Source organism: Saccharomonospora marina XMU15 (assembly GCF_000244955.1).
GTDB lineage: Bacteria > Actinomycetota > Actinomycetes > Mycobacteriales > Pseudonocardiaceae > Saccharomonospora_A > Saccharomonospora_A marina.
This window is the reverse complement of the sequence record NZ_CM001439.1, coordinates 1,068,464-1,093,545: the sequence shown is the minus strand read 5'-3', so window position 1 is coordinate 1,093,545 and position 25,082 is coordinate 1,068,464. Positions and strand designations below refer to the sequence as shown.

The following is a 25,082-nucleotide window of genomic DNA, read 5'->3' as shown; positions in this document are numbered from 1 at the left end:
GGCCGGCTGCGGGCAATCGTAGCGAAACGGCCGGTTCCGCCACCCGCGCGGGGCCGGCCGTTGCTCATGGTGCTGCGAGGAATCTGCTGCGTCGGGGAGATGCCGACGCGCTCGGCGATGGGGTCTGTGTCGTGTCCCGAAAATGATGCTGGGCACGGCGAACGAGAGGAACTCACTGCTGCTGAAGACCCCGAACCGGGCACCGCGCCGGCCCGGCGGGCAGGCGACCTGCACCAAATCGTCACGAGCCTCGGAGGGAGCGAAGCGGCGGGAGAAGTGTTCGGGGAGCCGCAGGCACTGGGTGGCCTCCTGCGACCCAGGCGGAGGCTCAGCGGCGCCGTTGCGGGCGGCAGCATCCTGCACCGGCGGTGGCGTTCTGGCCTGCTTTGCGGAGCAGGCGCAGCACCGCTCGTTCCAGGTGGGCTCTGGTGTCGTCGTCGTTGAGACCGTGCTGGCCGACCCTGCGTACGGCCGAGCGGATCGTCAGGCCATCGGTGAACGCGGTGATCACCCGTGGGTCGACGTAGGAGCGCCGTGCGACGGCCGGGGTGTTGCCCAGTTCGTCGGCCACGTCCCGGAGAACGGCGCTGATCGCACGCTTGGTCGCCCGCTGTGAGGAGGGCGGTTCGGTGCCGCCGAGTCCGACGGCGGCGAGCACGGTGGCGTTCCAGGTGCGCAGGTCCTTGACCGTGAAGTCCTCTCCGGCGAGTTCTTTGAATCGTTCGTTGACGTCCTCCGCGCGGACGTTGCGCCAGCCATTCGCTGTCCGGTAGGCCAGCAGCCGCGGATCGGCGGTCCGGCGGCGGCGCAGTGCCGTGAGGACTGCGGCGAGTTGCTCGTCGGGCAGAGTTGCGGTCGCCACAGCGCCGCCTTTGGCGGGGAATCGGAAAGTCAGTTCGTCGCGGCGGATGCGGACATGGTCGCGCAGCAGTGTGGCGGCGCCACGGGAGCCGTTGTCCTCGGCGTACTGTTCGTGGCCGACGCGGAACACGCCGCGGTCGATCATGCGCAGCGCGGCGGCCAGCACCCGTTCCCGGCCGAGGCCGGGGGCGTCGAGTTGCTCGCGCAGCCGGGCCCGCAGGCGGGGCAGGATCGCGCCGAGCGCGGCCACCCGCTTGTGCTTCTCCTCGTCGCGGGCCCTGCGCCACTGCGAGTGGTAGAGGTACTGCCGCCGCCCGGCGCCGTCCACGCCGATTGCCTGGATGTGCCCGTCAGGCCGGGGGCAGATCCATACCCCGCGCCACGCGGGCGGGATGGCCAAGCCGCGGATCCGCGCGGCAGTGTCCTCGTCCCGCAGCGGTGAGCCGTCCGGCTGGACGTAGCGGAACCCCTTGCCGCTACGGCGTCTGCGGATGCCCGGGCGAGACAGGTCGCTGCGATGCAGCCGCACAACCCATCACCGCCCTCCGCTGGTGCTTGCCGATATGCCCGGTTCGGCGTCGGTCGAAACCCTGGTCGGGCACCAGCTGGCGGGCTATTCGTGGCATGGCCACGTCTTGCCGTGTTCGCGGAGGTGTTTGTGCGTCACGTTATCGGGCGGTGCTTGCGGACGAGCAGGTCATGGCGGGGCGTGGGTTGCTCCCAGCGGGTAACCGAACACACCTACCAGTGCTCGCGGGCCTTGCCGTACCCGGCCACCATGGCATCGACGCGGATGTTCAGCACGCCGCCGGATCTTGCTGTCGTCGCCCGCTATTCCCCGCACAACAGTTTCATGTCGACGCCGCTTCGCTCGAACCAGCCACGCGGGTCGGCCACGAGCTTACGCCGCTCAAGATCCATCAGGCCCAGCGTGCAGGTGATCTCCGCCGACAGCGTGCCGTCGGCCTTGTAGATGCCGGAGTCCATGCGGAACGTCTTGCCGTCCCCGAACTTGGCTCGGCAGGTGACATCGATTTCCTCGCCCGACCGCAGCTCGCGTCGGAAGCTGATGTGTGATTCGAGCATTACCGGTGCCAGCCGCTGGTCGTGGCTGCTGCCGGGCCCACCGCCCGCCTTCTCGAACAGCTCCAGTCGCGCGACCTCGCCGTATGAGTGGTAGACAGCGTGGTTGACGTGGCCAAGGCTGTCCAGCTCGTAGTGCCGCACCTTCAGCCGGATCCGAAACGTTTCGTGCTCAGTCACAGGCCAACCATATGCACTCCGCGTCGCCGCGGCCCTACAAAGGTGAGCAAACAGGCTTCACGCCATGGCGATTACCGCGCACCTCAGCTCTCGTAGAACAGGCGCTCCACGACCGAGTGGGCACGGCGAGTGACTCGCCGGTAGGAGTCGATGAATTCACCTGGGTCATCGTCGGCCGAGTATCCGAACACCCGGGCCACGGCGGCCAGCTCCCGGCCGGAGGTTGGCAACTGGTCCACGGCCTTCCCCCGCACCAGCATCGCCATGTTGCGTGCCCTTGTGGCCAGTTCCCATGCACTGACCAGCGATTCCACGTCGGCGGTTTCGGCCAGCCCTGCCTGCGCCAATGCTCGCAGCGCGGCATGTGTCGACGTGGTGCGCAACGCGGGCACTTCGTGCGCGTAGCGCAGCTGCATCAGTTGCGCGGTCCATTCGATGTCGGCCAGCCCGCCGCGGCCGAGCTTGGCGTGCGTGGTGGGATCGGCCCCTTTTGGCATGCGTTCGGTGTCGACTCTCGCCTTGATTCGCCGGATCTCCCGTACCTTGGCCTGGTCCAGTCCTCCGTCCGGGTAGCGGACGGGGTCGATGGCGGCCACGAATCGCTGCCCGAGGTCCTCATCTCCAGCGACGGGTTTGGCCCGCAGCAAGGCCTGCGCTTCCCACACCTGGCCCCACCTCTCGTAGTACGCGCGGTAGGAATCGAGCGTGCGCACCAGTGGACCGCCGCGACCCTCCGGGCGCAGGTCCGTATCCACCTCCAGAGCGGGGTCCTGGCTCGGTGCGCTGAGAGACCGGCGCACCGTCTCGGCCACGGATGTCGCGAACCGCAGGGCCTCGCCGTCGGAGGCGCCACCCGACCGTTCGCATACGAACAGCACATCCGCGTCCGAGCCGTAGCCGAGTTCCGCGCCGCCGAGCCTTCCCATGCCGATCACCGCGATGCGGGCCGGTTCAGCGCCCAACTCCGCCGAGCGCTGCCTGATCGCCGCGGCCACAGCGCTCTGCAGCACCGCGACCCACACCGAGGACAGTGCGGTGCACACGGCCCGCACCTCGAGCATGCCGAGCAGATCGGCACAGGCAACCCGCAGCAGTTCGTGCCGACGTAACGACCGAGCCGTCGCGACCGCCGCGTCCATGCCTGGCTGCCTGCGGGCGGCCGAACGCAGCGACGTGGCGACCTCGTCCGGCGAACGCCCGGCGAGCCGGTCCACCTCGCCGAGCAGCTTCAGCACCTCCGGTGCCCGAACAAGCAGATCGGGAACCAGGCGGGCGGTACCCAGCAACGTGGCCAGTCGCTCGACCACGGCGGCCTCGTCCCGCAGCACCCGCAGGTACCACGGGGTTTCGGCGAGCGCTTCGGACACCTTCCGGTAGGCCAGCAGGCCGCCGTCCGGATCGGGGGTGTCGGCAAGCAGGTCGAGCAGGACGGGCAGCAGCGTCTGCTGGATGGCGGCCCGGCGGGACACCCCCGACGTGAGCGCCTTGATGTGGTGCAACGCTCCTTCCGGCGCCGCATACCCCAGGGCAGCCAGCCTGCTCTCGGCCTGCGACGTGGTCAACCGCAGCGCCGCTGTGGGTACACGGGCCACCGCGTCGAGCAGTGGTCGGTAGAAAAGCTTCTCGTGCAGCCGCCGGATACGCTGCGCGTGCCTGCGAAACTCGGCGGTGAGCACCTCGCCGCGCGACTGCCCGCGCACTGGTTGTATGCCGGTGGCTCTGGCCAGCCAACGCAACTGTTCGGTGTCGCCGAAGGCCGGAAACAGGTGTGTGCGCCGCAGCGAGCGCAGTTGCAGCCGATGCTCCACGGTGCGCAGGAACTCGTACGACATCCGCAGTTCGGCGGCGTCCACCCGGCCGACGTACCCGCCCCCGCCCAACGCCTCCAGCGCTTCCATCGTCGAGGCCGAACGCAGCTCGGGGTCGACCCGGCCGTGCACCAGTTGCAGTAGCTGCACCGCGAACTCGACGTCCCGCAACCCGCCTCTGCCCAGTTTCAGCTCGCGATCAACCAGTTGCGAGGGCACGTGGGATTCGACACGGCGACGCATCTGCTGCACGTCGGCGACGAAGTTCTCCCGCTCAGCGGCCGACCACACCAACGGCGTGACCAGTTCCGCGTAGCGGCGACCCAGCTCGGCGTCACCAGCCACAGGGCGAGCCTTGAGAAGCGCCTGGAACTCCCAGGTCCGAGCCCATTTCTTGTAGTAGGTCTCGTGCCCTTCCAGCGTGCGCACCAGGGCGCCTGCCTTGCCTTCCGGCCGCAACGCGGCGTCGACCTCGAAGCAGGCGTTTCCGACGACCCGCGCCATGGTCGTGGCCAGCCGGGTGGCGACCTGGAGGTCTCCTTCCCCGACGAAGACCACATCGACGTCGCTGACGTAGTTGAGTTCGCGCCCCCCGCACTTTCCCATCGCGATCACGGCCAGCGTGGCGCTGCTGGAGTCGGCCACCTCACGTAGAGCCACCCGCAGCCCCGCGCGCAACGCCGCCTCGGCCAGCGCGGTCAACGCGGCGGTGGTCTCAGTGAACGAAGGCCGATCCAGCTGGGGTTCCACCAGGTGACCGAGATCGGCGGCAGCCACCTCCAGCAGTAGTGCGCGGTAGGCCTTACGCAGCGCCCGCTCGGCGGGCGGTCCGGTCAGAACCTCGGTGCCGTCCTCGATGGCCTCCGCGAGGACCGTCGTGTAGTCGGCGGTGGGTGTTCGCCCCGCGTCGGCCAGCAGCCGCCAGCTTCCCGGCGAGCCGACGAGCACATCACCGAGAGCGGTGGAGGTGCCCAGCACCGCAAGCAAGCGTCCACGCAGGTCGGCATCGTCGCGAAGCGCTGCCGCCAGGTCCGGCCAGGCATCCGGGTCCGCGGTACGGATGCGGTCGATGCAGAAAAGCGCGAGATCAGGGTCCGGGGCACGGCCGAACGCGGCGACCACGTTCTCGCAGCCCTCGACCGGACCGGACTCCGCCCACCACCCGGCTGCGCTCAGCAACTCGCCCGCCCGGTCGTCGGTGAAGCCGAACCTCGCTGCCGACGCTGTCGGCCGAACGCGCTCTACCATCAGCTCTCACCGTAGCCGCAGTCGAGAACTGACACCGGATGCCTTCGTGGCGATCACGTCAGCGGCAATGTCCGCGGCTTGCGGTTCGCCGGCTCCAGCCGTGCGGCGGCCAGGTCCACGAACCGGTGGGCGAACGGACGCCAGGTTTGAGCGAGATCTGCGTGTGACTGCGCCAGGGTGTGAGGCTCGAAGGCACCGTCTTTCGCCGCCGCGGCGACCTTCACAGCGTTCGCCGCCCAATCGAGCACCACTCCTGGTGTCGTCTCGATGTGGAACTGGATGCCGTAGACGCGGCGATTCAGGCGAAACGCTTGGTTTCGGTACCTCGGTGACGAGGCCAGCAGTTCGGCCTGCCCCGGAAGGCTCTCGATGACGTCGGCGTGAAACTGCAGCACGTCCGGCAGCAGAGGTAGGTCGGCGAACAACGGGTCGGTCCATGCCGCGTCCTTCTTCGACACGAGGCCTGGACCGGCTTCGGGCCCGCGATCTCCCCGTACCACACGGCCACCTGTCGCGACTGCCAACAACTGGGCCCCGAGGCAAACCCCCAAGGTCGGCAGGTCCTGCGCCGCGGCACGAGCGAGGAGGCGTCGCACGTCGGCAAGCCAGGGATGCGCGGTGTCGTCCTCGGCTCCCATGCCCCCGCCCAGGCAGATCAACGCGTCGTAGCCGCCGACGTCGTCAGGTATCCCGTCGGCGGGCATCCGGCGCAGCTCGAGTTCGGCACCGGCTTCTGTCAGCCAGTCCCCCAGCGGACCCGGAGGATCGGAGGGGTCGGGTTGCACAACGAGTATTCGAGTGGCGCTCACGTGCCCAGGGTACGGGCGCGCTCGTCGGTTACAACGCAGCCGAGTGCCCGGTAGCGGGGTCTCATCGCGGCGAGGTTCGTCGCGTGGTTGGCGCCGAGCCGAGTTGACCGATCGTTTGAAAGGGGCTCCGGCGAAGTGCGGGATCAGGAGAGGTGCGTCCGCCACGGCGGAGTAACGCTTCCCTCGACTCGAATCCCATCATCGTCGCAGCCCAAAGGTGACCGTAGTCAAAGACCGCGCCTCAGCGAATCTGAAATGCTTCGGTGCTCGTTCTCCGGGAATGCCGCGGTAGCTGGTTGCCTCGACCTCCGCGCATTCTCACCGGCGCACTGTCGAATAAAACAGAAACAGCCCCGAAGCCGCGGAGAGAAGACGTTGATCCATCTCTCACTACCCGGCTCCGGGGCTGTTTTCTGTTGGTGTTCGGCGGTGTCCTACTCTCCCACACCCGTGGGGGTGCAGTACCATCGGCGCTGGCAGGCTTAGCTTCCGGGTTCGGGATGGGTCCGGGCGTGTCCCTGTCGCTGTGGCCACCGAAACGGTGGTGAAACAACCACGGTGTGGTGTGGTGTGGTGTTTCAGAGTTGCAGAGTGGGTGCGGGTGTATGGGGTTTTGTGGTGAAGTCCTCGGCCGATTAGTACCAGTCCACTCCAGAGCGCATTGCTGTGCTTCCATGTCTGGCCTATCTACCCAGTGGTCTGCTGGGGGCCTTAACCCACGGGGGGTGGGAGACCTCATCTTGGAACGGGTTTCCCGCTTAGATGCCTTCAGCGGTTATCCCTTCCGAACGTAGCTAACCAGCCGTGCCCCTGGTGGGACAACTGGCATACCAGAGGTTCGTCCGTCCCGGTCCTCTCGTACTAGGGACAGCCTTCCGCAAGTCTCCTGCGCGCGCGGCGGATAGGGACCGAACTGTCTCACGACGTTCTAAACCCAGCTCGCGTGCCGCTTTAATGGGCGAACAGCCCAACCCTTGGGACCTACTCCGGCCCCAGGATGCGACGAGCCGACATCGAGGTGCCAAACCATGCCGTCGATATGGACTCTTGGGCAAGATCAGCCTGTTATCCCCGGGGTACCTTTTATCCGTTGAGCGACACCCCTTCCACCAGGTGGTGCCGGATCACTAGTCCCTGCTTTCGCACCTGCTCGACCCGTCAGTCTCACAGTCAAGCTCCCTTGTGCACTTACACTCAACACCTGATTGCCAACCAGGCTGAGGGAACCTTTGGGCGCCTCCGTTACTCTTTGGGAGGCAACCGCCCCAGTTAAACTACCCACCAGGCACTGTCCCCCACCCCGATCAGGGGCGTGGGTTGAGGTTCCCCATCCGGCCAGAGTGGTATTTCAACAATGACTCCACCCGCACTGGCGTGCGGGTTTCACAGTCTCCCACCTATCCTACACAAGCCGAACCGAAAACCAATACCAAGCTGTAGTAAAGGTCCCGGGGTCTTTCCGTCCTGCCGCGCGAAACGAGCATCTTTACTCGTAGTGCAATTTCGCCGGGCCTGTGGTTGAGACAGCCGGAAAGTCGTTACGCCATTCGTGCAGGTCGGAACTTACCCGACAAGGAATTTCGCTACCTTAGGATGGTTATAGTTACCACCGCCGTTTACTGGCGCTTAAATTCTCAGCTTCACCCCCGAGGGGGGCTAACCGGTCCTCTTAACGTTCCAGCACCGGGCAGGCGTCAGTCCATATACATCGACTTACGTCTTCGCATGGACCTGTGTTTTTAGTAAACAGTCGCTTTCCGCTGGTCTCTGCGGCCGACCCATCCCAGCCCGCGTGGGGCTTCAGATGTTTCGGCCCCCCTTCTCCCGAAGTTACGGGGGCAATTTGCCGAGTTCCTTAACCACAGTTCACCCGATCGCCTTGGTATTCTCTACCTGACCACCTGTGTCGGTTTGGGGTACGGGCCACGCGCGCACTCGCTAGAGGCTTTTCTCGGCAGCAGAGGATCACCCTACTTCGCCACAACGGCTATGCATCACGCCTCACCCTCGTCATCCAAGACAGCCCGACGGATTTGCCTGCCGGGCGGGCCACACGCTTACACCAGTATCACCACTGACTGGCGGGGCTACCTTCCTGCGTCACCCCATCGCTTGGCTACTACAGGATCAGGTCCCACGCACACCCACCGGTCCTCCCGAAAGAGAACCAGCAGACACGGGTGGTTAGTCTCACCTGCCTCGCCAGGGACGCGCACACGCGGGTACGGGAATATCAACCCGTTGTCCATCGACTACGCCTGTCGGCCTCGCCTTAGGTCCCGACTTACCCTGGGCGGAACAACCTGGCCCAGGAACCCTTGGTCATCCGGCGGCAGAGATTCTCACTCTGCATTCGCTACTCATGCCTGCATTCTCACTCCCACACCCTCCACCACTCGCTCACGCGATGGCTTCACCGGATGCAGGACGCTCCCCTACCCACCCACACGACTACACCCACCCCGGACGAACCAGAGCCGGCGGATCTCCTGTGCAGGTGACACGGCTTCGGCGGTGTGCTTAAGCCCCGCTACATTATCGGCGCAGAACCACTTGACCAGTGAGCTATTACGCACTCTTTCAAGGATGGCTGCTTCTAAGCCAACCTCCTGGTTGTCTCAGCGACTCCACATCCTTTCCCACTGAGCACACACTTAGGGGCCTTAGCCGGTGTTCTGGGCTGTTTCCCTCTCGACGACGAAGCTTATCCCCCGCCGTCTCACTGCCACGCTCTCACACACCCGTATTCGGAGTTTGGTTGACTTCGGTAAGCCGGTAAGCCCCCTAGGCCATCCAGTAGCTCTACCCCAGGCGTGAAACACGTGACGCTGCACCTAAATGCATTTCGGGGAGAACCAGCTATCACGGAGTTTGATTGGCCTTTCACCCCTACCCACAGCTCATCCCCCAGGTTTTCAACCCTGGTGGGTTCGGGCCTCCACACCGTCTTACCGGCGCTTCACCCTGGCCATGGGTAGATCACTCCGCTTCGGGTCTAGACCACGCGACTCACACGCCCTCTTCGGACTCGCTTTCGCTCCGGCTACCCCACCCGGGTTAACCTCGCCACGCAGCACTAACTCGCAGGCTCATTCTTCAAAAGGCACGCCATCACCACCACACAAGGCAGCAGCTCTGACGGCTTGCAGGCACACGGTTTCAGGTACTCTTTCACTCCCCTCCCGGGGTACTTTTCATCTTTCCCTCACGGTACTCGTCCGCTATCGGTCACCAGGAAGTATTTAGGCTTACCGGGTGGTCCCGGCAGATTCACAGCAAATTCCACGAGCTCGCTGCTACTCGGGGACACCACCACAACACCGCCATGCAGTTTTCGCGTACGGGACTCTCACCCACTCCGGTCAACCATCCCAGGCTGTTCCACTAACCACACACGGCATCGCCAGAAGTGTCAGCTCCTGAACAGTGGCACCCCACAACCCCGCACACACAACACCTGACAGCTTGACATGCGCACGGTTTAGCCTCCTCCGCTTTCGCTCGCCACTACTCACGGAATCACACTTGTTTTCTCTTCCTACGGGTACTGAGATGTTTCACTTCCCCGCGTTCCCTCCACACACCCTATACATTCAGGTGCGGGTGACACCCCATCACGGGTGCCGGGTTACCCCATTCGGACACCCTCGGATCACAGCTCGGTTGACAGCTCCCCGAGGCTTATCGCAGCCTCCCACGTCCTTCATCGGCCCCTGATGCCCAGACATCCACCATGTGCCCTACACAACTTGACCACAAAGATGCTCGCACCCACTCTGCAATTCTCAAACACCACACCGAAACAACACCACGTGTTGCCTCAAAACCCAACAGCGCACCAGCAGACCCCCACACCACCACCCCACAACAGGGCAGAACACAGCACAGGGACACATTTGTGGCGGTTCACAAAAATCCACGAACAACCGCGGAACAGTTGCTCCTTAGAAAGGAGGTGATCCAGCCGCACCTTCCGGTACGGCTACCTTGTTACGACTTCGTCCCAATCGCCAGTCCCACCTTCGACCACTCCCTCCCCAACAGGGGTTGGGCCATGGGCTTCGGGTGTTACCGACTTTCGTGACGTGACGGGCGGTGTGTACAAGGCCCGGGAACGTATTCACCGCAGCACTGCTGATCTGCGATTACTAGCGACTCCGACTTCACGCAGTCGAGTTGCAGACTACGATCCGAACTGAGACCGGCTTTAAGGGATTCGCTCCACCTCACGGTATCGCCACCCTCTGTACCAGCCATTGTAGCATGTGTGAAGCCCTGGACATAAGGGGCATGATGACTTGACGTCATCCCCACCTTCCTCCGAGTTGACCCCGGCAGTCTCCCACGAGTCCCCGGCATTACCCGCTGGCAACATAGGACAAGGGTTGCGCTCGTTGCGGGACTTAACCCAACATCTCACGACACGAGCTGACGACAGCCATGCACCACCTGTACACCAACCACAAGGGAACACCCATCTCTGGATGCGTCTGATGCATGTCAAGCCCAGGTAAGGTTCTTCGCGTTGCATCGAATTAATCCACATGCTCCGCCGCTTGTGCGGGCCCCCGTCAATTCCTTTGAGTTTTAGCCTTGCGGCCGTACTCCCCAGGCGGGGCGCTTAATGCGTTAGCTACGGCACGGGACACGTGAACAGCACCCCACACCTAGCGCCCAACGTTTACAGCGTGGACTACCAGGGTATCTAATCCTGTTCGCTCCCCACGCTTTCGCTCCTCAGCGTCAGTATCGGCCCAGAGACCCGCCTTCGCCACCGGTGTTCCTCCTGATATCTGCGCATTCCACCGCTACACCAGGAATTCCAGTCTCCCCTACCGAACTCAAGTGATGCCCGTATCCACCGCACGCCCACGGTTAAGCCGTAGGTTTTCACGGCAGACGTGACACACCGCCTACGAGCTCTTTACGCCCAATAATTCCGGACAACGCTCGCACCCTACGTATTACCGCGGCTGCTGGCACGTAGTTAGCCGGTGCTTCTTCTCCCAGTACCGTCAAGCCGAAACCCTTCGTCCTGGGCGAAAGAGGTTTACAACCCGAAGGCCGTCATCCCTCACGCGGCGTCGCTGCATCAGGCTTGCGCCCATTGTGCAATATTCCCCACTGCTGCCTCCCGTAGGAGTCTGGGCCGTGTCTCAGTCCCAGTGTGGCCGGTCACCCTCTCAGGCCGGCTACCCGTCACCGCCTTGGTAGGCCATCACCCCACCAACAAGCTGATAGGCCGCGGGCTCATCCCATACCACCCCGAAAGGCTTTCCACACACCACCATGCGACGATGTGTCCTACCCGGTATTAGACCCCGTTTCCAAGGCTTATCCCGAAGTACAGGGCAGATTACCCACGTGTTACTCACCCGTTCGCCACTCATCCACCCAGCAAGCTGAGCTTCAGCGTCCGACTTGCATGTGTTAAGCACGCCGCCAGCGTTCGTCCTGAGCCAGGATCAAACTCTCCAACAAAAACCCTGAACTCACAAACCCCACAAAAAACAAGGGGCCACAAAAAACAAACACCACAAACACAAAATCTGCTAGCACACTGTTGAGTTCTCAAACAACACAAAACATCGCTTCGGTATTTCGCCTGAGGCGTCGACCAACCCCGGACCAAAGTCCGAACTCGAAGTCGAAGGGTTGTGCCCTACCTCAGGGCCGACCAGCAACGTTACCCGGAGCCCTGCGCGGTGTCAACCTTGCCTGTCTCCGGCCGCCCCTGGCGACGAAGAAAAGATTACACACCGCTGATCTACCCCTGAACAGGGGGGTCACCATGCGGCGAAACCGCTGGTCAGGACGGATCAAAGCACGGGCAGCAGGGTTCGCAACTCGTACGGCGTCACCGCACTGCGGTAGCTGTCCCACTCCACCCGCTTGTTGCGAAGGAAGAAGTCGTAGACATGCTCGCCGAGCGCGTCGGGCAGCAACTCCGACCGCTCCATCTCGGTCAACGCCTCGCCGAGGTTCTGCGGTAGCTCCGTGTAACCCGCGGCCTTTCGCTCCGAGTCCGACAGCGTCCAGATGTTGTCCTCCGCGGCAGGCGGAAGCTCGTAACCCTGTTCGACGCCTTTCAAGCCCGCGGCAAGAATCACCGAGTACGCCAGATAGGGATTGCAGGCCGAGTCCAGAGTGCGGATCTCGACCCTGCGTGAGGACGCCTTGCCTGGCGAGTACATCGGCACCCGTACCAGCGCCGATCGGTTCGCCCTGCCCCATGACACTGTCGTGGGGGCCTCCCCGCCCCTGATCAGGCGCTTGTAGGAGTTCACCCACTGGTTCGTCACAGCCGAGATCTCCCTGGCGTGGTGCAACAGCCCGGCCACGAAGGCCTTACCCGTCTCCGACAGCTCGTAGGGGTCCTCCGGGCTGTAGAACGCATTGCGATCACCCTCGAACAGCGAGACGTGCGTGTGCATGCCCGAGCCGGGCTGGTTGGTGTAGGGCTTGGGCATGAACGTGGCCCGAACGCCCTGCATGAGCGCGACTTCCTTGACCACGTAGCGAAACGTCATGACGTTGTCGGCCATGGTCAGGGCGTCGGCGTAGCGAAGGTCGATCTCCTGCTGGCCCGGGGCTCCCTCGTGATGGCTGAACTCGACCGAGATCCCCATCGCCTCGAGCGCCTCGATGGCGTGCCTGCGGAAGTGGGTCGCCGTCGCGTGACTTGCCTGGTCGAAGTAGCCGCCGTTGTCGGCGGGCTCCGGCTCGCGGCCGGGCTCCGGCAGGCCTGCGAGGAGGAAGAACTCGATCTCCGGATGCACGTAGCAGGTGAAGCCCGCCTCCCCTGCCTTCGACAACTGCCTGCGCAGCACGTGCCGGGGGTCGGCCCAGGAAGGCGACCCGTCGGGCATGGCGATGTCACAGAACATGCGCGCCGAGTAGTGCCCGCCCTCCGCCGTCTCCCACGGCAGCACCTGAAACGTCGAAGGGTCGGGCTTGGCGATCATGTCGGACTCGTACACCCTCGCGAAGCCCTCGATGGCCGAGCCGTCGAAGCCGATTCCCTCGCTGAAGGCACCTTCGAGTTCGGCAGGCGCGATCGCCACCGACTTGAGAAAACCGAGGACGTCGGTGAACCACAGCCGCACGAACCGAATGTCGCGTTCTTCCAGCGTGCGCAGCACGAACTCCTGCTGGCGATCCATGCCGCGACCCTATGCGCGGCTTGTTAACTCGGTGTTTCAGGGTCACCGTTCCGGCGAGCGAATTCGCTGCGAGAACAGCGCGGCGATCGCACAGAGGCCGCCCGCCGCGTACCAGACGAACTCGTAGCTGCCGAACACATCGCGCGTGAGCCCGGCGCCGAACGCGGCCAGCGCGGCGCCGGCCTGGTGTGAGGCGAACACCCAGCCGAACACCACGGGGCCGGAGTCGCCGAATCGCTGCCTGCACAGCGCCACCGTCGGCGGTACGGTCGCGACCCAGTCCAGCCCGTAGATCACGATGAACGCCCACATCGGCGGCTCGGTGGTCTCCGCGAACAGCTGTGGCAGCACGAGCAGGGAGGCGCCGCGCAACGTGTAGTAGGCGATGAGGAGCCTGCGCGGATCCACTCGGTCGGTCAACCAGCCCGACAGCACCGTTCCCGCGACGTCGAATACCCCGACCAGCGCGAGCAGGCCGGCCGCGGTCGTGTACGGCATCCCGTGGTCGTGGGCCGCGGGCACGAAGTGAGTGCCGACGAGTCCGTTCGTCGAGGCTCCACAGATCGCGAAACCGCCTGCGAGCAGCCAAAACGTTCGGTTGCGAACGGCCTGTCGCAGCAGGAGCAACGCGCCGGGCGCGTCGGCTGCCGGCGGGGCGATCGCTGTGTCGGCACCGTAGGCGGTGGTGCCGACATCGGCGGGCCGGTCACGCAGCAGCAGCACCACGATCGGGACGACCGCCAGTGCCGCCCCCGCCACGGCAAGTGATGCCGCTCTCCAGCCGTGCTCGGCGGCCAGCGCGGCAACCAGCGGAAGGAACACCAGTTGGCCGGTCGCACCCGCCGCCGTCAGCACACCGCTGACCAATCCGCGGTGGCGAACGAACCAGCTGCTGGTCACCGTCGCCACGAAGGCGAGCGCCATCGCTCCCGAGCCCGCGCCCACCAGCACGCCCCAACACAGCAGCAGCTGCCAGCTCTGTGTCATGAACACGGTCAACCCGCTGCCCGCCGACACCAGCAGCAACGCGCCGGTGACGACGCGCCGCATCCCCAGCCGCTGCATCAGCGCGGCGGCGAACGGGGAGATGAAGCCGTACAGCAGCAGGTTCACCGAGACGGCGGCCGAGATCGTGCCCCGTGACCAGCCGAACTCCCGGTGCAGCGGGTCGATGAGCACGCTGGGGACCGCGCGGAACCCGGCCGCGCCGAGCAGGGCGACGAACGCCGCGAAGGCGACGAACCATGCCCAGTGGACTCGGCGAGCGGTCGGGTTGGTAGCCGGGGAGAGCGTCGGCAGATCGGTCACGGACTCGATCTTGTGCGTAGCTCGCCCGCCGAACGAGTGGCAAGAACGCCAATATATGCAAAGATCTTGCCATGCACCTGGTCACCGTCCTGGCGCTCGAACCCGTCGTGGGCTACGACATGCACATACCGCAGCAGATCTTCACGACGGCGCGCCGCGACGGCGAGCGCCTCTACGACGTGCGCATCTGCGGGGTCGACAACCGTCCGGTCCGGGTCGGAGCCGGATACACGGCCGTGCTCGACCACGGCCCGGAGGCCCTCGACTGCGCCGACACGGTGATCATCCCGGGCACGATGGTCAACGGACCTCGACACCACGGCACGCTGCCCGCCGACATCGCGGCCGCGCTTGCCCGTATCCCGTCGCATGCTCGCGTGATGTCCATCTGCACCGGCGCGTTCGTGCTCGCGGCGGCGGGCTTGCTCGACGGCCGCCGTGCCACCACGCACTGGGCCTACGCCGACGACTTCCGCGCGCTGTACCCGAAGGTGGAGCTTGACGAGAACGTGCTGTTCGTCGACGACGGCGACGTGCTCACCTCCGCGGGACTCGCCGCGGGCGTCGATCTGTGCCTGCACGTCGTTCGCGGTGACCACGGCAGCGAGGCGGCCAACGTGGCGGCAAGGCACTGCGTGGTGCCGCCGTGGCGAGACGGCGGCCAATCGCAGTTCATCGACCGGCCGCTGGCCGCGACGCGGGACGGCAGTACGGCAGCAACCAGGGCGTGGGCGCTGCAGCACCTCGCCGAGCCACTCGACCTGGCGACGCTGGCCGCGCACGCCACGATGAGCCCGCGAACGTTCAGCAGGCGGTTTCGCGAGGAGACCGGCCTACCGCCGCACACGTGGTTGACCCGGCAGCGCGTACTTCACGCACGGCACCTGCTGGAGAGCACGGACCTGCCCGTCGACCGGGTCGCCGCCGAATCGGGCCTCGGCAGCGCCGCGTCACTTCGTCACCACCTCAATGCCTCGATCGGCGTCGCACCGCTGGCTTATCGACGCACCTTCGCGGCAGGTGCGCGTTCGGGCAAGCTGAACGCGCCGCAAACGCCCCGCTAACGTGATGCCATGCAGTCGCGCCGCTTCGCGCTTTCGATCTCACTCCTGCTCGCCATCGCACTACTCGGCGGTTGCGCTGCGTCGCCGGACACCACCGGCCCACTGCCGCGGGCACGGTCCCTGCTCGACGCCTCAGCCGACGCGCTGGGGCAACTGCACAGCGTGAACTTCGCGTTCAACGTGAGCGGTGCGGTGCCCGGGCTGTCGGTCCGCGAGGTCGAGGGCGTCGCCAGGCGCGACCCGCCACCGCACGGCTACGCACGCGGGACCGCCGACGTGCAACACGGCATCAAACGCGCCCAGTACGAGTTCGTGGTAGCCGACGGCGCGCTGACGTTGGAGAACGGTGAGGGGCTCACCAGGCGCGAACCCGTTCCCCAGCCCTTCGACCCGGCACAGCTGCTCGGCCGGAAGAACGGCCTTCGCACCCTGCTCGACGGGGCGAGGCAGCCGCACACCGAAGGCAAGGAAGAGCTGCACGACGTCCCCACCTTCCGGGTGGACGGCAAGTTACCCCGACACGTGATCGCAGCCGTCGTCCCCGGAGTCCACACCGACGTCGATGTCAAGTTCTGGGTCAGCCAGGACCCAAGCCGCAGGTTGCTGCGGATGTGGGTGCAGGTGCCACCCAGGCAACGCAACGAGGGAGCGGTGATGCTGGAACTCGCCCTCACCAACCACAACGCGGGTGTGGAACCCCAAAGCAGCGCCGCGGGCTAGGGCCTGTTTCAATGCGCTGAGCTGGGAGGTCTTTGGCTGCGGAGGGTTTGCGGCGTGTCGTTGGCCAAATAGGCGAGGTCTCCGGTAGATCGATCAACGACCAAGAAGATCGAGAACACCGGAGACCTCGTGGCCAGCGTAGCGGCGGCGGGGCGAGCCGACTTGACCGACGCGCAGTGGGCAGTACTGGAACCGTTGCTGCCGGTCGGTCAGAAGCCGGGTCGCCCACCGAAGTGGACCAAGCGTCAACTCATCGACGGGATTCGGTGGCGAGTACGTGTGGGCTCTCCCTGGCGCGATGTCCCACCGGTGTATGGGTCCTGGCAGAGTGTCTATGGGTTGTTCCGGCGCTGGCAGCGCGCTGGTGTGTGGGCGGTGATCCTGGCGGCATTGCAGAGCAGGGCCGACGCAGCCGGTGTGATCACGTGGGACGTGAGCGTGGATTCCACGATCAACCGAGCGCATCAGCATGCGGCGGGCGCGCGGGCCGAGAGCGAGGTGCAAAAGGAACCGCCGGGTGGGGTGGGCGCGCCCGAACCCGCTGACCACGCGTTGGGCCGGTCTCGAGGTGGATGGACCACCAAGCTGCATCTGACGACCGAACAGGGGCACAGACCGCTGTCGCTGCTGGTGACGGCGGGGCAGCGTGGGGACAGTCCGCAGTTCGAGGCGGTGCTGGCTGGCATCCAGGTCGCCCGAACCGGTGGTGGACGAGCCCGGACCCGACCAGATCGGGTGCTGGCGGATAAGGCCTACAGTTCCCGCGCCAACCGGGCCCACCTGCGCAGACGTGGGATCGCATGCACCATCCCCCAGCCTGCCGATCAGATCCGGCATCGCCGCAGGCGTGGACGCAACGGCGGTCGACCACCAGCCTTCGACCCGCACACCTACAAACAGCGACACGCGGTCGAATGCGGAATCAACCGCCTCAAACGTCACCGAGCCCTCGCCACCCGATACGACAAGCTCGCCGTCCGCTACGAAGCCACCATCCACATCGCCGCAATCAACGAGTGGCTACCTCGCTTATGAAACAGGCTCTAGGTGCAGCGGGTGCCTTCGCGCGGCAGCGTGCCGTCCACCAGGTAGTCGATACCGGCCTGGTCGACGCACGCGTTGCCCTGCAGGAACACCGTGTGCTGGGTGCCCTCGAAGGTCAGCAGCCTGCCGTTCATCGCCTTGGCGAGGTTCACCCCGGCCTGGTACGGCGTCGCCGGATCGTTCGTCGTGGAGATGACCAGTGCGGGCGGCACGCCTTCGACGTCGGGCAGGTGAGGTTCGGAGGAGTTCGGCACCGGCCAGAACGCGCAGGCGTCCCTCGCCGGAGACGGCGGCACTCCCGGATCGAGGAATGGCGCCACCTCCACATAACGTCGCTGCGCCTGCAGGATCTCGGCCTTGTCCGTGACCCTCGGGTCGTCGACGCAACGGATGGCCACGAACGCGTCCTGGGTGGTGGTGTACTCGCCGTTGGCCTCGCGCTCGTTGTACATGTCGGCCAGCGAGAGCAACGTCGTTCCACGCCCCTGCTTGACCTCGGTGAGTCCGGTGTTGAGCGACGGCCACTGCTGCTGCGAGTACAGCGCGGCGATGGTGCCCGTCGTGGCGTCCTCGTAGGAGAGCGGACGCCCACCTGCCGACCGGATCGGGTTGTCGATCAACGGCCGGACGATGTCCTGGTACGCCGTGTCGGCCGCGGCCGGGTCCGTACCCAGCGCGCAATCCTGCTGCCCCGCACACCACCGCGCGAACTCGTCGAACGCCGTCGCGAATCCCTCGCCCTGCGCGACGAGCGAGTCCACCAGGTCCTGTTCCGGGTCCAACGCGCCGTCCAGCAGCAGCGCGCGGACGTTGCCGGGGAAACGCTCGGCGTAGGTGTAGCCGATGCGGGTGCCGTAGGAGTAGCCGAGGTAGGTCAGCTTCTCGTCGCCGAGGGTGGAGCGCAGCACGTCGAGGTCGCGCACGACGTCGCGGGTACCGAGGTTGGCCAGCATCCGCTCGCCGTACTCCGTGCGGTCGGCGCACTTGTCGGCGAAGGCGCTTTCCTCCGCCTCCTGCTCGGCGACGGTGCCCGCGACCTCGGTGTCGTCGGCCCGGTCGGCATCGCGTTCGGGTGCGGTCAGGCACTCGACGGTCGGTTCGCTCGCGCCGATCCCGCGCGGGTCGAAACCGACGAGGTCGAAGCGCTCGGTCAGCGGGCTCTGCGGCATCGTGGCGGAGAAGTTGCCCGCTGCGGTCATCCCGGACGCTCCCGGCCCTCCCGGGTTCAGAACGAGCGAGCCGATCCGCTCGTCGGTTTCGGTCGCTCTGTGTCGCAGCACACCGAGGGTGATCGTGGTGCTCCCTGGCTCGGAGTAGTCCAGCGGCACGGTCAGCCGGGCACACTCCAGTCCCTCGCCCGCGAACACGAACTCAGCCGTCTCCGAGGTCGCGTATGGCGCGCAGTCGCCCCAGTCGAGACGCTGCGAGTAGAACCGCTCGAGCCCGGCGGGGACCGGACCCGCGGGCACCGTCGGTTCCGATGTCGGGGAGCCTGCCGTGCAGGCCGCGGTACTCGCGAGGACGAGTAGACACGCCGCACCGGACAGGTAGCGTTTCACCGAGGACACCTTTCGATCGTGCCACTGCCAGGGGAACTCCCGGACACCAGTACGTCGTTGGCGTTGCGCGCACAGAGTTAGGAGACAAACCGGTGGCGTTGATTGGCCGGGTCGGCAAGCGGCTGCGCAGGATCATCCAGCGGCCTGCCAGTGTCGAGCTCACCCGCTACGAAGCGCTGTTGCCTGCCGTCGGTGAGCAGGAGCCCGACGTGAAACGGCTCAGCGATGCCGAGCTGACCGAGGCGGCCTCGCGGCTACGGCAGGAGCCCGAGTTCGGCGACGAGCAGTTGACGCGGTTGTGCGCGTTGGGCAGGGAGGCCGCTCGGCGAGCACTCGGCGAGCGTGCGTTCGACGTGCAGTTGCTCGGAACCATGGGACTGCTCACCGGGCACGTCGTGCAAATGGCCACCGGTGAGGGCAAGACACTGGCAGGGGCGCTCGCCGCGGCGGGGCACGCGCTGCAGGGCAGGCGGGTGCACGTGATCTCCGTCAACGACTACCTCGCGCGCCGCGACGCGGAGTGGATGCGGCCGGTCTACGACCTGCTCGGGGTCTCGGTCGGCTGGGTCGAGCCCGCACTGACCGCACAGGAGCGGCGCGAGGCCTACTCGGCGCAGGTCTGTTACGGCGCGGTCAGTGAGATCGGCTTCGACGTACTGCGGGATCGGCTGGTGACCCGCGTCGACGACCTGGTCCAGCAGCCGCCGGAGGTGGCGATAGTCGACGAGGCCGACTCGGTGCTCGTCGACGAGGCACGCGTGCCGCTGGTGATGGCCGGTTCCGTGGACGCGGGCATGGCCGACGAGGAGGTCGCCAAGATCGTGCGGCGGTTGCGCCTCGGGCTGCACTACGAGACCGACCCCGACGGCCGCAACGCGTGGCTCACCAGCGCGGGAGCCTCCGTGGTGGAGAAGGCACTCGGTGGGATCGACCTCTACGACGAAAGCGGCTCCGATCGGTTGGCCGCCGTGAACGTCGCGCTGCACGCGCATGCGCTGCTCACCCGCGACGTGGACTACCTGGTGCGCGACGGCAAGGTACAACTCATCAACGCATCGAGGGGTCGGGTGGCCCAGTTGCAGCGGTGGCCGGACGGGCTACAGGCCGCCGTGGAGGCCAAGGAACAACTCCCACCGTCGGACCGCGGCGAGATCCTCGACTCGATCACCGTGCAGGCGCTGCTGGCCCGTTACCCGCGGGTCGCTGGGATGACCGGCACCGCTGTCGCCGTCGCCGAGCAGCTCCGCGAGTTCTACGAGCTCGAGGTGGCGGTGATACCTCCGAACACGCCGACCATCCGCGACGACCGCCCGGACCGGATCTTCTCGACACCGAGCCGCAAGCTCAGGGCCATCGTGGCGGAGATCGAGTCGGTGCACGAGACCGGCAGGCCGATTCTGGTGGGAACGCAGGACGTGGCCGAGTCGGAGGAGCTGGCCGACAAGCTGGCCAAGGCCGGGCTCTCGTGCGTCGTGCTCAACGCCCGCAACGACGCGGAGGAGGCCGCGATCATCGCTGAGGCGGGCAAGTACGGCACGATCACCGTGTCCACCCAGATGGCTGGCCGAGGCACCGACATCCGACTCGGCGGCGCGGACGGCTCGGACCACGAGCGGGTCGCCGAGCGCGGCGGCCTGCACGTCATCGGAACCGCCCGCTACCCCAGCAGCAGGCTCGACGACCAGCTCAGGGGGCGCGCGGGCAGGCAGGGCGACCCTGGCAGCTCGGTGTTCTTCGCCAGCCTCAACGACGAACTGGTCCTCGCCCACGCTCCGGATGTTCCGGACGGCATCGAAGCCGACGAGGACACCGGCGAGATCACCGACCCCGCGGCGCAGCGGCAGCTCAACCACGCGCAGCGGGTCGCCGAGGGCGTGGATCTGGAGATCCACCGCAACACCTGGCGCTACACGCGGCTCATCGAGCATCAGCGGTCCCGGTTGCTGCAACACCGCGACGAGGTGTTGCGTACCGACCTGGCAAGACGGCTGCTCGCCGAGACGGAACCGGACCGCTGCGCGGAACTGGAGGAGGCGCTCGGCGAGCAGGCACTCGAGCGGGTGTGCCGCGAGCTCATGCTCTACCACCTTGACCAGCTGTGGGCCGACCACCTGGCGTTCCTCACCGACGTGCGGGAGACCATCCACCTGCGGGCGCTGGCGAAGGAAACCCCGCTGGACGAGTTCCACCGCGTCGCGATCCCACAGTTCCAGAAGCTGCGCGAAGAGGCCAGGCAACGGTCGGTGAAGACGCTGGCCGAGGCGAAGATCGGCGACGAGGGTGTCGATCTCGCCGCTGCCGGGGTACGCAGGCCCACCTCCACCTGGACCTACCTGGTGCAGGACAACCCGTTCGACAGCGACGCGGAACAGGCGCTGAAGAAGGTGCGCGGCATGCTGCGTAAGAAGCGCAACTGAACACCGGCTTCGGTCGGCGGGTAGGACAGAATGAGGTCATGCCGCAACTGCGTCTCGCACTCGCCCAGGTCAACGCGACCGTCGGTGACCTGGCGGGCAATACCGAACTGACGATCGAGTGGACCCGCAAGGCCGCCGAAGCGGGCGCCGACGTGGTGGTGTTCCCAGAGATGTCGCTGACCGGCTACCCGGTGGAGGATCTCTCGCTGCGGGAGACATTCGCTCGCGCCTCGCGCGACCGCGTGCACGAACTCGCCACGCTGCTCGACGAAGCGGGATGCGGTGACCTGCTCGTTTACGTCGGCTACCTGGACCGGGACGAGGTGGGCCCGAGGGACGCCGCGGCAGCGCTGCACCGCGGGCGGGTGGTGGCGACGCAGTACAAGCATCACCTGCCCAACTACGGCGTGTTCGACGAACACCGCTACTTCAGGCCCGGACAGACCCTCGACGTGCTCCGGCTGCACGGCATCGACATCGGCATGGTGATCTGCGAGGACATCTGGCAGGAGGGCGGTCCGATAGCGGCACTCGGCAAGGCGGGCGTCGATCTGGTCGTCGCGCCCAACGCCTCGCCGTACGAGCGCTCCAAGGACGATGTTCGGCTGCCGCTGGTGGCGCGACGAGCGGGCGAGGCAGGCGCCCCTATCGTCTACACCAACCTCGTGGGCGGCCAGGACGATCTGGTCTTCGACGGAGACTCGATCGTCGTCGCGGCCGGCGGCGAACTGCTGGCACGCGCATCGCAGTTCGTCGAGCAGTTGCTGGTGACCGACGTCGACCTCCGCTGCGGCGGGCACACGGCGGAAGGCAACGTCGAAGGCCTGCTGGTGCGAAGGCGGGTGCTCTCCAGCGAACCACCGCCCGAACCGGTGCCCGGCAACCGGCCGCTCGCAGGCCACGCCGTCAGTGAACCGCTGTCCGACGAGGCGGAGATGTGGTCGGCCCTCGTCGTCGGTCTGCGCGACTACGTGCACAAGAACGGGTTCCACTCGGTGATCTTCGGCTTCTCCGGCGGCATCGACTCAGCGCTCACCGCCGCGCTCGCCGTCGACGCGCTCGGCGCGGACGCGGTGTACGGGGTGTCGATGCCCTCGAAGTACTCCTCCGAGCACTCCAAGGCCGACGCCGAACAGCTGGCGCAGCGGCTCGGCTGCCACTTCCGCGTCGAGCCCGTGGAGGACATGGTCCGGGTTTACGTCGACCAACTGGGTTTGGCCGGAACCGGACTGGCCGAGGAGAACATCCAGGCGCGCGTGCGTGGGATGCTGCTCATGGCACTGTCCAACTTGGAGGGACACCTGGTGCTCGCGACGGGCAACAAGACGGAACTCGCCGTGGGCTACTCGACCATCTACGGCGACGCGGTCGGTGGTTTCGCTCCTATCAAGGACCTGTTCAAGACCCAGGTGTGGAGGCTGGCACGCTGGCGCAACGAGGAGGCCGACAAGCGCGGGGAGACCGCGCCCATACCGGAGAACTCGATCGTCAAACCGCCGTCCGCGGAACTGCGGCCCGACCAACTCGACACCGACTCGCTACCCGACTACGAGTTGCTCGACGACATACTCGACGACTACATCGAGGGTGACCGCGGCTACGGGGATCTGGTCGCGGCCGGTTTCGATCCGCAAGTGATCGACCGGGTGGTGCGCATGGTGGACAGGGCCGAGTACAAGCGCAGGCAGTACCCGCCGGGCACGAAGATCACCTTCAAGGCGTTCGGCCGGGACCGCAGACTGCCGATCACCAACGCCTGGCGCGAGACCCACTAGCAGCAGCCCGCGCACGACGCGGTAACCCCTCGCCCGTCGACGACGGCGGGGTTGTCGGTGGCCCGGCGTAACGTGTGCGGCGTGGTGGCACAGGGGTTCGCGGTGTTCGAGACCGCGCTCGGGCACTGCGGTGTCGCGTGGGACGAGCGCGCCGTGGTCGGCTGCCAGCTACCCGAGGGCAGTCCGGAGCGCACCCGTGCCCGCCTGGCGGACAGGTACCCGTCGGCCCGCGAACAGCACCCGCCGGAGCATGCGCGTGCGGCGAGCGAAGGGATCGCCGCGCTGCTACGCGGCGAGCGAGTGGACCTCACCGACGTGCCGCTCGGTATGGACGGCGTGCCGCGCTTCCATCGGCTGGTGTACGAACTGGTCCGCACCATCGAGCCCGGTGACACGGTCACCTACGGCGAGGTCGCGACTCGGCTGGGCTACCCCGGCGCCGCACGCGCCGTCGGCCAGGCGATGGGCAGCAACCCGTTCGCTCCCATCGTGCCGTGCCACCGGGTGCTCGCGGCGGGAGGCGGGGCGGGCGGCTTCTCGGCGACCGGTGGCGTGGCCACGAAACGGCGGATGCTCGAACTGGAGGGAGTTCACCTGGAGGAACCGACACTGTTCGACCTGTAGCCCGGCGGTTGCCACGGTCGCAGCCACGGCGTCGCGGGCCAGCCCTCGGCCGCTGCCATCAGCGGGAACGCGGTGGCACCGTCGAGCGCCTCCCTGACGATGTCGGCATGACCCGCGTGCCGCGCGGTCTCCTCGATGAGGTGCAGCAGCACCCACCGCACCGACCACGCCTCGATGTCGTCGGGAAACCACGGTACGTCCCTTGGCACCGGCACCGGGCGGCCGAGATCGTCGATGGCGGCGACGATGTCCTCCGTGTCGGTAGCGACACGCTCGTACTCGCCGATCACGTCGGCAAGAGTCTCGCCTTCCAGGAGTGCGAAGCCGGCCGGGTCGTCACCGTGCCCGGACCCGAGCACGGTGTTCATCCATCCCCGCTCGGTGGCCGCTACGTGCTTGATGATTCCTCCGACACTGAGGTGACTGACGGTCGGCGTTGCCCTCGCCTGCTCGTCGGTGAGGCCGTAGGCGGCGAGGCAGAGCACGTAGCGTTGCTGCGCCAGGTAGCCGAGCAGGCCTTCCCGCTCGTCGGCGACCGGATCGACCAATCCAGGCATGCCGCCACCTCCCCGTCATCCCCGCATCCCCGTCATCGGGGGACATCTTCCCACCGATCACGCACGTCGCGGCCGATCGTGAGCAGATAGGCCATTCCCGCGCACAACAGCACGGTCAGCGCCGCGAGCTGCGCACGAGCCGCCAGCCCGACGAACCGCCACGAGCCCAGCAGGCCAAGCGCCACCATCGCCGCCCAGGCAAGAAGCTCGACCGCCAGCACCAGCACCGGTATCGCCTGCCAACCGCCACGCCACCAGAGCACGAGCGTCGCCGGACCGACGACGTACTGCATCGTCAGCAGCACCGAGGTGGCGTGATGGATGCGGTGGGAGGCCGACACGTCGTCGCGGTCTCGGCACAGCTGGCTCACCGACGGAGCACAGTCCGGCGGAAACGTGGCGTGTAGCAGCAACAGCAACCCGAACACGCACACCACCGCTACGGTCAGCCTTCCCTGCCAGTGCACGGGCGCCACCCGCAACAGCGGCGGCACGGCAAGCAGGAACGCCGCACCGGCGACCCATTCCGCCATCCGGAAGACCTCCCGGTGCGGCTGCCCGTCCGCGCTGAGCTCACCGGGGAAGGAGTGCAACGGCGAAAGCCCGGTGTCGAGGAAGTACTCGAGCACCCAGCCCAGGTGAGCGGCGGTACCGACGGAGAGCAACGCGACGGTCAGGCCACGGACCGCCGCGAGCGTGGCGGAGCGGCGCAGCACCGGAAGCATGGCGATCTACTTACCACGGCCGGGTGGTCCCGGGTAACCGATCACGGCAACCATCGCGCCTCAACTGGTGCTGTGAAGCTGGTCGCACGCGCTTGGGGCCGGACGCGGCTGCTGCGACGCTGTGTATATCAGCCATC

General features: G+C 66.5%; 15 protein-coding genes and 3 rRNA genes. 6 read left to right on the top strand and 12 right to left on the bottom strand.

Annotation, left to right across the window (positions count from 1 at the left end; genetic code table 11):
- Nucleotides 1–328 precede the first annotated feature (328 nt).
- The 9 genes from SACMADRAFT_RS05180 to SACMADRAFT_RS05140 form a co-directional block, all read right to left on the bottom strand.
- Nucleotides 329–1,390 (bottom strand): DNA topoisomerase IB, encoded by a 1,062-nt coding sequence (locus SACMADRAFT_RS05180; RefSeq protein ID WP_009152732.1) that lies wholly within the window; start codon nucleotides 1,388–1,390, stop codon nucleotides 329–331.
- Between the two features lie 302 nt (nucleotides 1,391–1,692).
- Entirely contained in the window at nucleotides 1,693–2,124 is a 432-nt protein-coding gene (locus tag SACMADRAFT_RS05175) for an acyl-CoA thioesterase (RefSeq protein WP_009152731.1), read from the bottom strand.
- 83 nt (nucleotides 2,125–2,207) lie between these two features.
- Nucleotides 2,208–5,180, bottom strand: coding sequence for a bifunctional [glutamine synthetase] adenylyltransferase/[glutamine synthetase]-adenylyl-L-tyrosine phosphorylase (locus tag SACMADRAFT_RS05170; protein ID WP_009152730.1), 2,973 nt, complete (start codon nucleotides 5,178–5,180; stop codon nucleotides 2,208–2,210).
- A 53-nt stretch (nucleotides 5,181–5,233) separates the two neighbouring features.
- Nucleotides 5,234–5,989, bottom strand: a complete 756-nt coding sequence (locus SACMADRAFT_RS05165) for a type 1 glutamine amidotransferase (protein ID WP_009152729.1) — start codon at nucleotides 5,987–5,989, stop codon at nucleotides 5,234–5,236.
- Between the two features lie 421 nt (nucleotides 5,990–6,410).
- Nucleotides 6,411–6,527 (bottom strand): 5S ribosomal RNA (rrf, locus tag SACMADRAFT_RS05160).
- A 77-nt stretch (nucleotides 6,528–6,604) separates the two neighbouring features.
- Nucleotides 6,605–9,744, bottom strand: a 23S ribosomal RNA gene (locus SACMADRAFT_RS05155).
- A 193-nt stretch (nucleotides 9,745–9,937) separates the two neighbouring features.
- Nucleotides 9,938–11,470: ribosomal RNA gene (locus SACMADRAFT_RS05150) — 16S ribosomal RNA — on the bottom strand.
- Together the 16S, 23S and 5S rRNA genes form the textbook arrangement of a ribosomal RNA operon.
- Before the next feature lie 338 nt (nucleotides 11,471–11,808).
- A complete protein-coding gene (locus tag SACMADRAFT_RS05145) occupies nucleotides 11,809–13,152 on the bottom strand; it encodes a glutamine synthetase family protein (protein ID WP_009152728.1) in 1,344 nt (447 codons plus the stop codon).
- A gap of 42 nt (nucleotides 13,153–13,194) precedes the next feature.
- Nucleotides 13,195–14,460, bottom strand: a complete 1,266-nt coding sequence (locus SACMADRAFT_RS05140) for an MFS transporter (RefSeq protein WP_009152727.1) — start codon at nucleotides 14,458–14,460, stop codon at nucleotides 13,195–13,197.
- 71 nt (nucleotides 14,461–14,531) lie between these two features.
- Between SACMADRAFT_RS05140 and SACMADRAFT_RS05135 the strand changes: the two genes are divergently transcribed.
- From SACMADRAFT_RS05135 to SACMADRAFT_RS05125, 3 genes are all read left to right on the top strand, one after another.
- Nucleotides 14,532–15,524 (top strand): GlxA family transcriptional regulator, encoded by a 993-nt coding sequence (locus tag SACMADRAFT_RS05135; protein ID WP_009152726.1) that lies wholly within the window; start codon nucleotides 14,532–14,534, stop codon nucleotides 15,522–15,524.
- A gap of 9 nt (nucleotides 15,525–15,533) precedes the next feature.
- The gene (locus SACMADRAFT_RS05130; protein ID WP_009152725.1) at nucleotides 15,534–16,244 is read left to right on the top strand and encodes an LppX_LprAFG lipoprotein; all 711 of its coding nucleotides are present in this window, start codon (nucleotides 15,534–15,536) and stop codon (nucleotides 16,242–16,244) included.
- 129 nt (nucleotides 16,245–16,373) lie between these two features.
- Nucleotides 16,374–17,279, top strand: coding sequence for an IS5 family transposase (locus tag SACMADRAFT_RS05125; RefSeq protein ID WP_009152724.1), 906 nt, complete (start codon nucleotides 16,374–16,376; stop codon nucleotides 17,277–17,279).
- Between the two features lie 8 nt (nucleotides 17,280–17,287).
- On the opposite strand, the gene SACMADRAFT_RS05120 is transcribed toward SACMADRAFT_RS05125, so the two are convergent.
- Entirely contained in the window at nucleotides 17,288–18,847 is a 1,560-nt protein-coding gene (locus SACMADRAFT_RS05120) for an alpha/beta hydrolase (RefSeq protein WP_009152723.1), read from the bottom strand.
- Nucleotides 18,848–18,939: 92 nt separating this feature from the next.
- Here SACMADRAFT_RS05120 and secA2 point away from each other — a divergent pair, with 92 nt between their 5' ends.
- The 3 genes from secA2 (at nucleotide 18,940) to SACMADRAFT_RS05105 (ending at nucleotide 23,663) form a co-directional block, all read left to right on the top strand.
- Complete coding sequence (gene secA2, locus SACMADRAFT_RS05115; RefSeq protein ID WP_009152722.1) at nucleotides 18,940–21,264, top strand: accessory Sec system translocase SecA2; 2,325 nt, start codon at nucleotides 18,940–18,942, stop codon at nucleotides 21,262–21,264.
- Nucleotides 21,265–21,302: 38 nt separating this feature from the next.
- A complete protein-coding gene (locus tag SACMADRAFT_RS05110) occupies nucleotides 21,303–23,039 on the top strand; it encodes an NAD+ synthase (RefSeq protein WP_009152721.1) in 1,737 nt (578 codons plus the stop codon).
- A gap of 81 nt (nucleotides 23,040–23,120) precedes the next feature.
- Entirely contained in the window at nucleotides 23,121–23,663 is a 543-nt protein-coding gene (locus SACMADRAFT_RS05105) for a methylated-DNA--[protein]-cysteine S-methyltransferase (protein WP_040926105.1), read from the top strand.
- Here the strand turns inward: SACMADRAFT_RS05105 and SACMADRAFT_RS05100 are convergent.
- Together SACMADRAFT_RS05100 and SACMADRAFT_RS05095 are read right to left on the bottom strand one after the other, a co-directional pair.
- Nucleotides 23,630–24,220 (bottom strand): DinB family protein, encoded by a 591-nt coding sequence (locus SACMADRAFT_RS05100; RefSeq protein ID WP_009152719.1) that lies wholly within the window; start codon nucleotides 24,218–24,220, stop codon nucleotides 23,630–23,632. The genes SACMADRAFT_RS05105 and SACMADRAFT_RS05100 overlap by 34 nt on opposite strands.
- Nucleotides 24,221–24,252: 32 nt before the next feature.
- Nucleotides 24,253–24,945: a DUF998 domain-containing protein gene (locus SACMADRAFT_RS05095; protein WP_009152718.1), complete on the bottom strand. Its 693-nt coding sequence runs from the start codon at nucleotides 24,943–24,945 to the stop codon at nucleotides 24,253–24,255.
- Nucleotides 24,946–25,082 lie beyond the last annotated feature (137 nt).

Bases quoted from the DNA above. Each gene is read 5' to 3' on its own strand.
- SACMADRAFT_RS05170 (WP_009152730.1), bottom strand. From the start codon at position 5,180: ATGGTAGAGCGCGTTCGGCCGACAGCGTCGGCAGCGAGGTTCGGCTTC.
- SACMADRAFT_RS05145 (WP_009152728.1), bottom strand. From the start codon at position 13,152: ATGGATCGCCAGCAGGAGTTCGTGCTGCGCACGCTGGAAGAACGCGAC.
- SACMADRAFT_RS05135 (WP_009152726.1), top strand. From the start codon at position 14,532: ATGCACCTGGTCACCGTCCTGGCGCTCGAACCCGTCGTGGGCTACGAC.
- SACMADRAFT_RS05130 (WP_009152725.1), top strand. From the start codon at position 15,534: ATGCAGTCGCGCCGCTTCGCGCTTTCGATCTCACTCCTGCTCGCCATC.
- SACMADRAFT_RS05110 (WP_009152721.1), top strand. From the start codon at position 21,303: ATGCCGCAACTGCGTCTCGCACTCGCCCAGGTCAACGCGACCGTCGGT.
- SACMADRAFT_RS05100 (WP_009152719.1), bottom strand. From the start codon at position 24,220: ATGCCTGGATTGGTCGATCCGGTCGCCGACGAGCGGGAAGGCCTGCTC.
- SACMADRAFT_RS05095 (WP_009152718.1), bottom strand. From the start codon at position 24,945: ATGCTTCCGGTGCTGCGCCGCTCCGCCACGCTCGCGGCGGTCCGTGGC.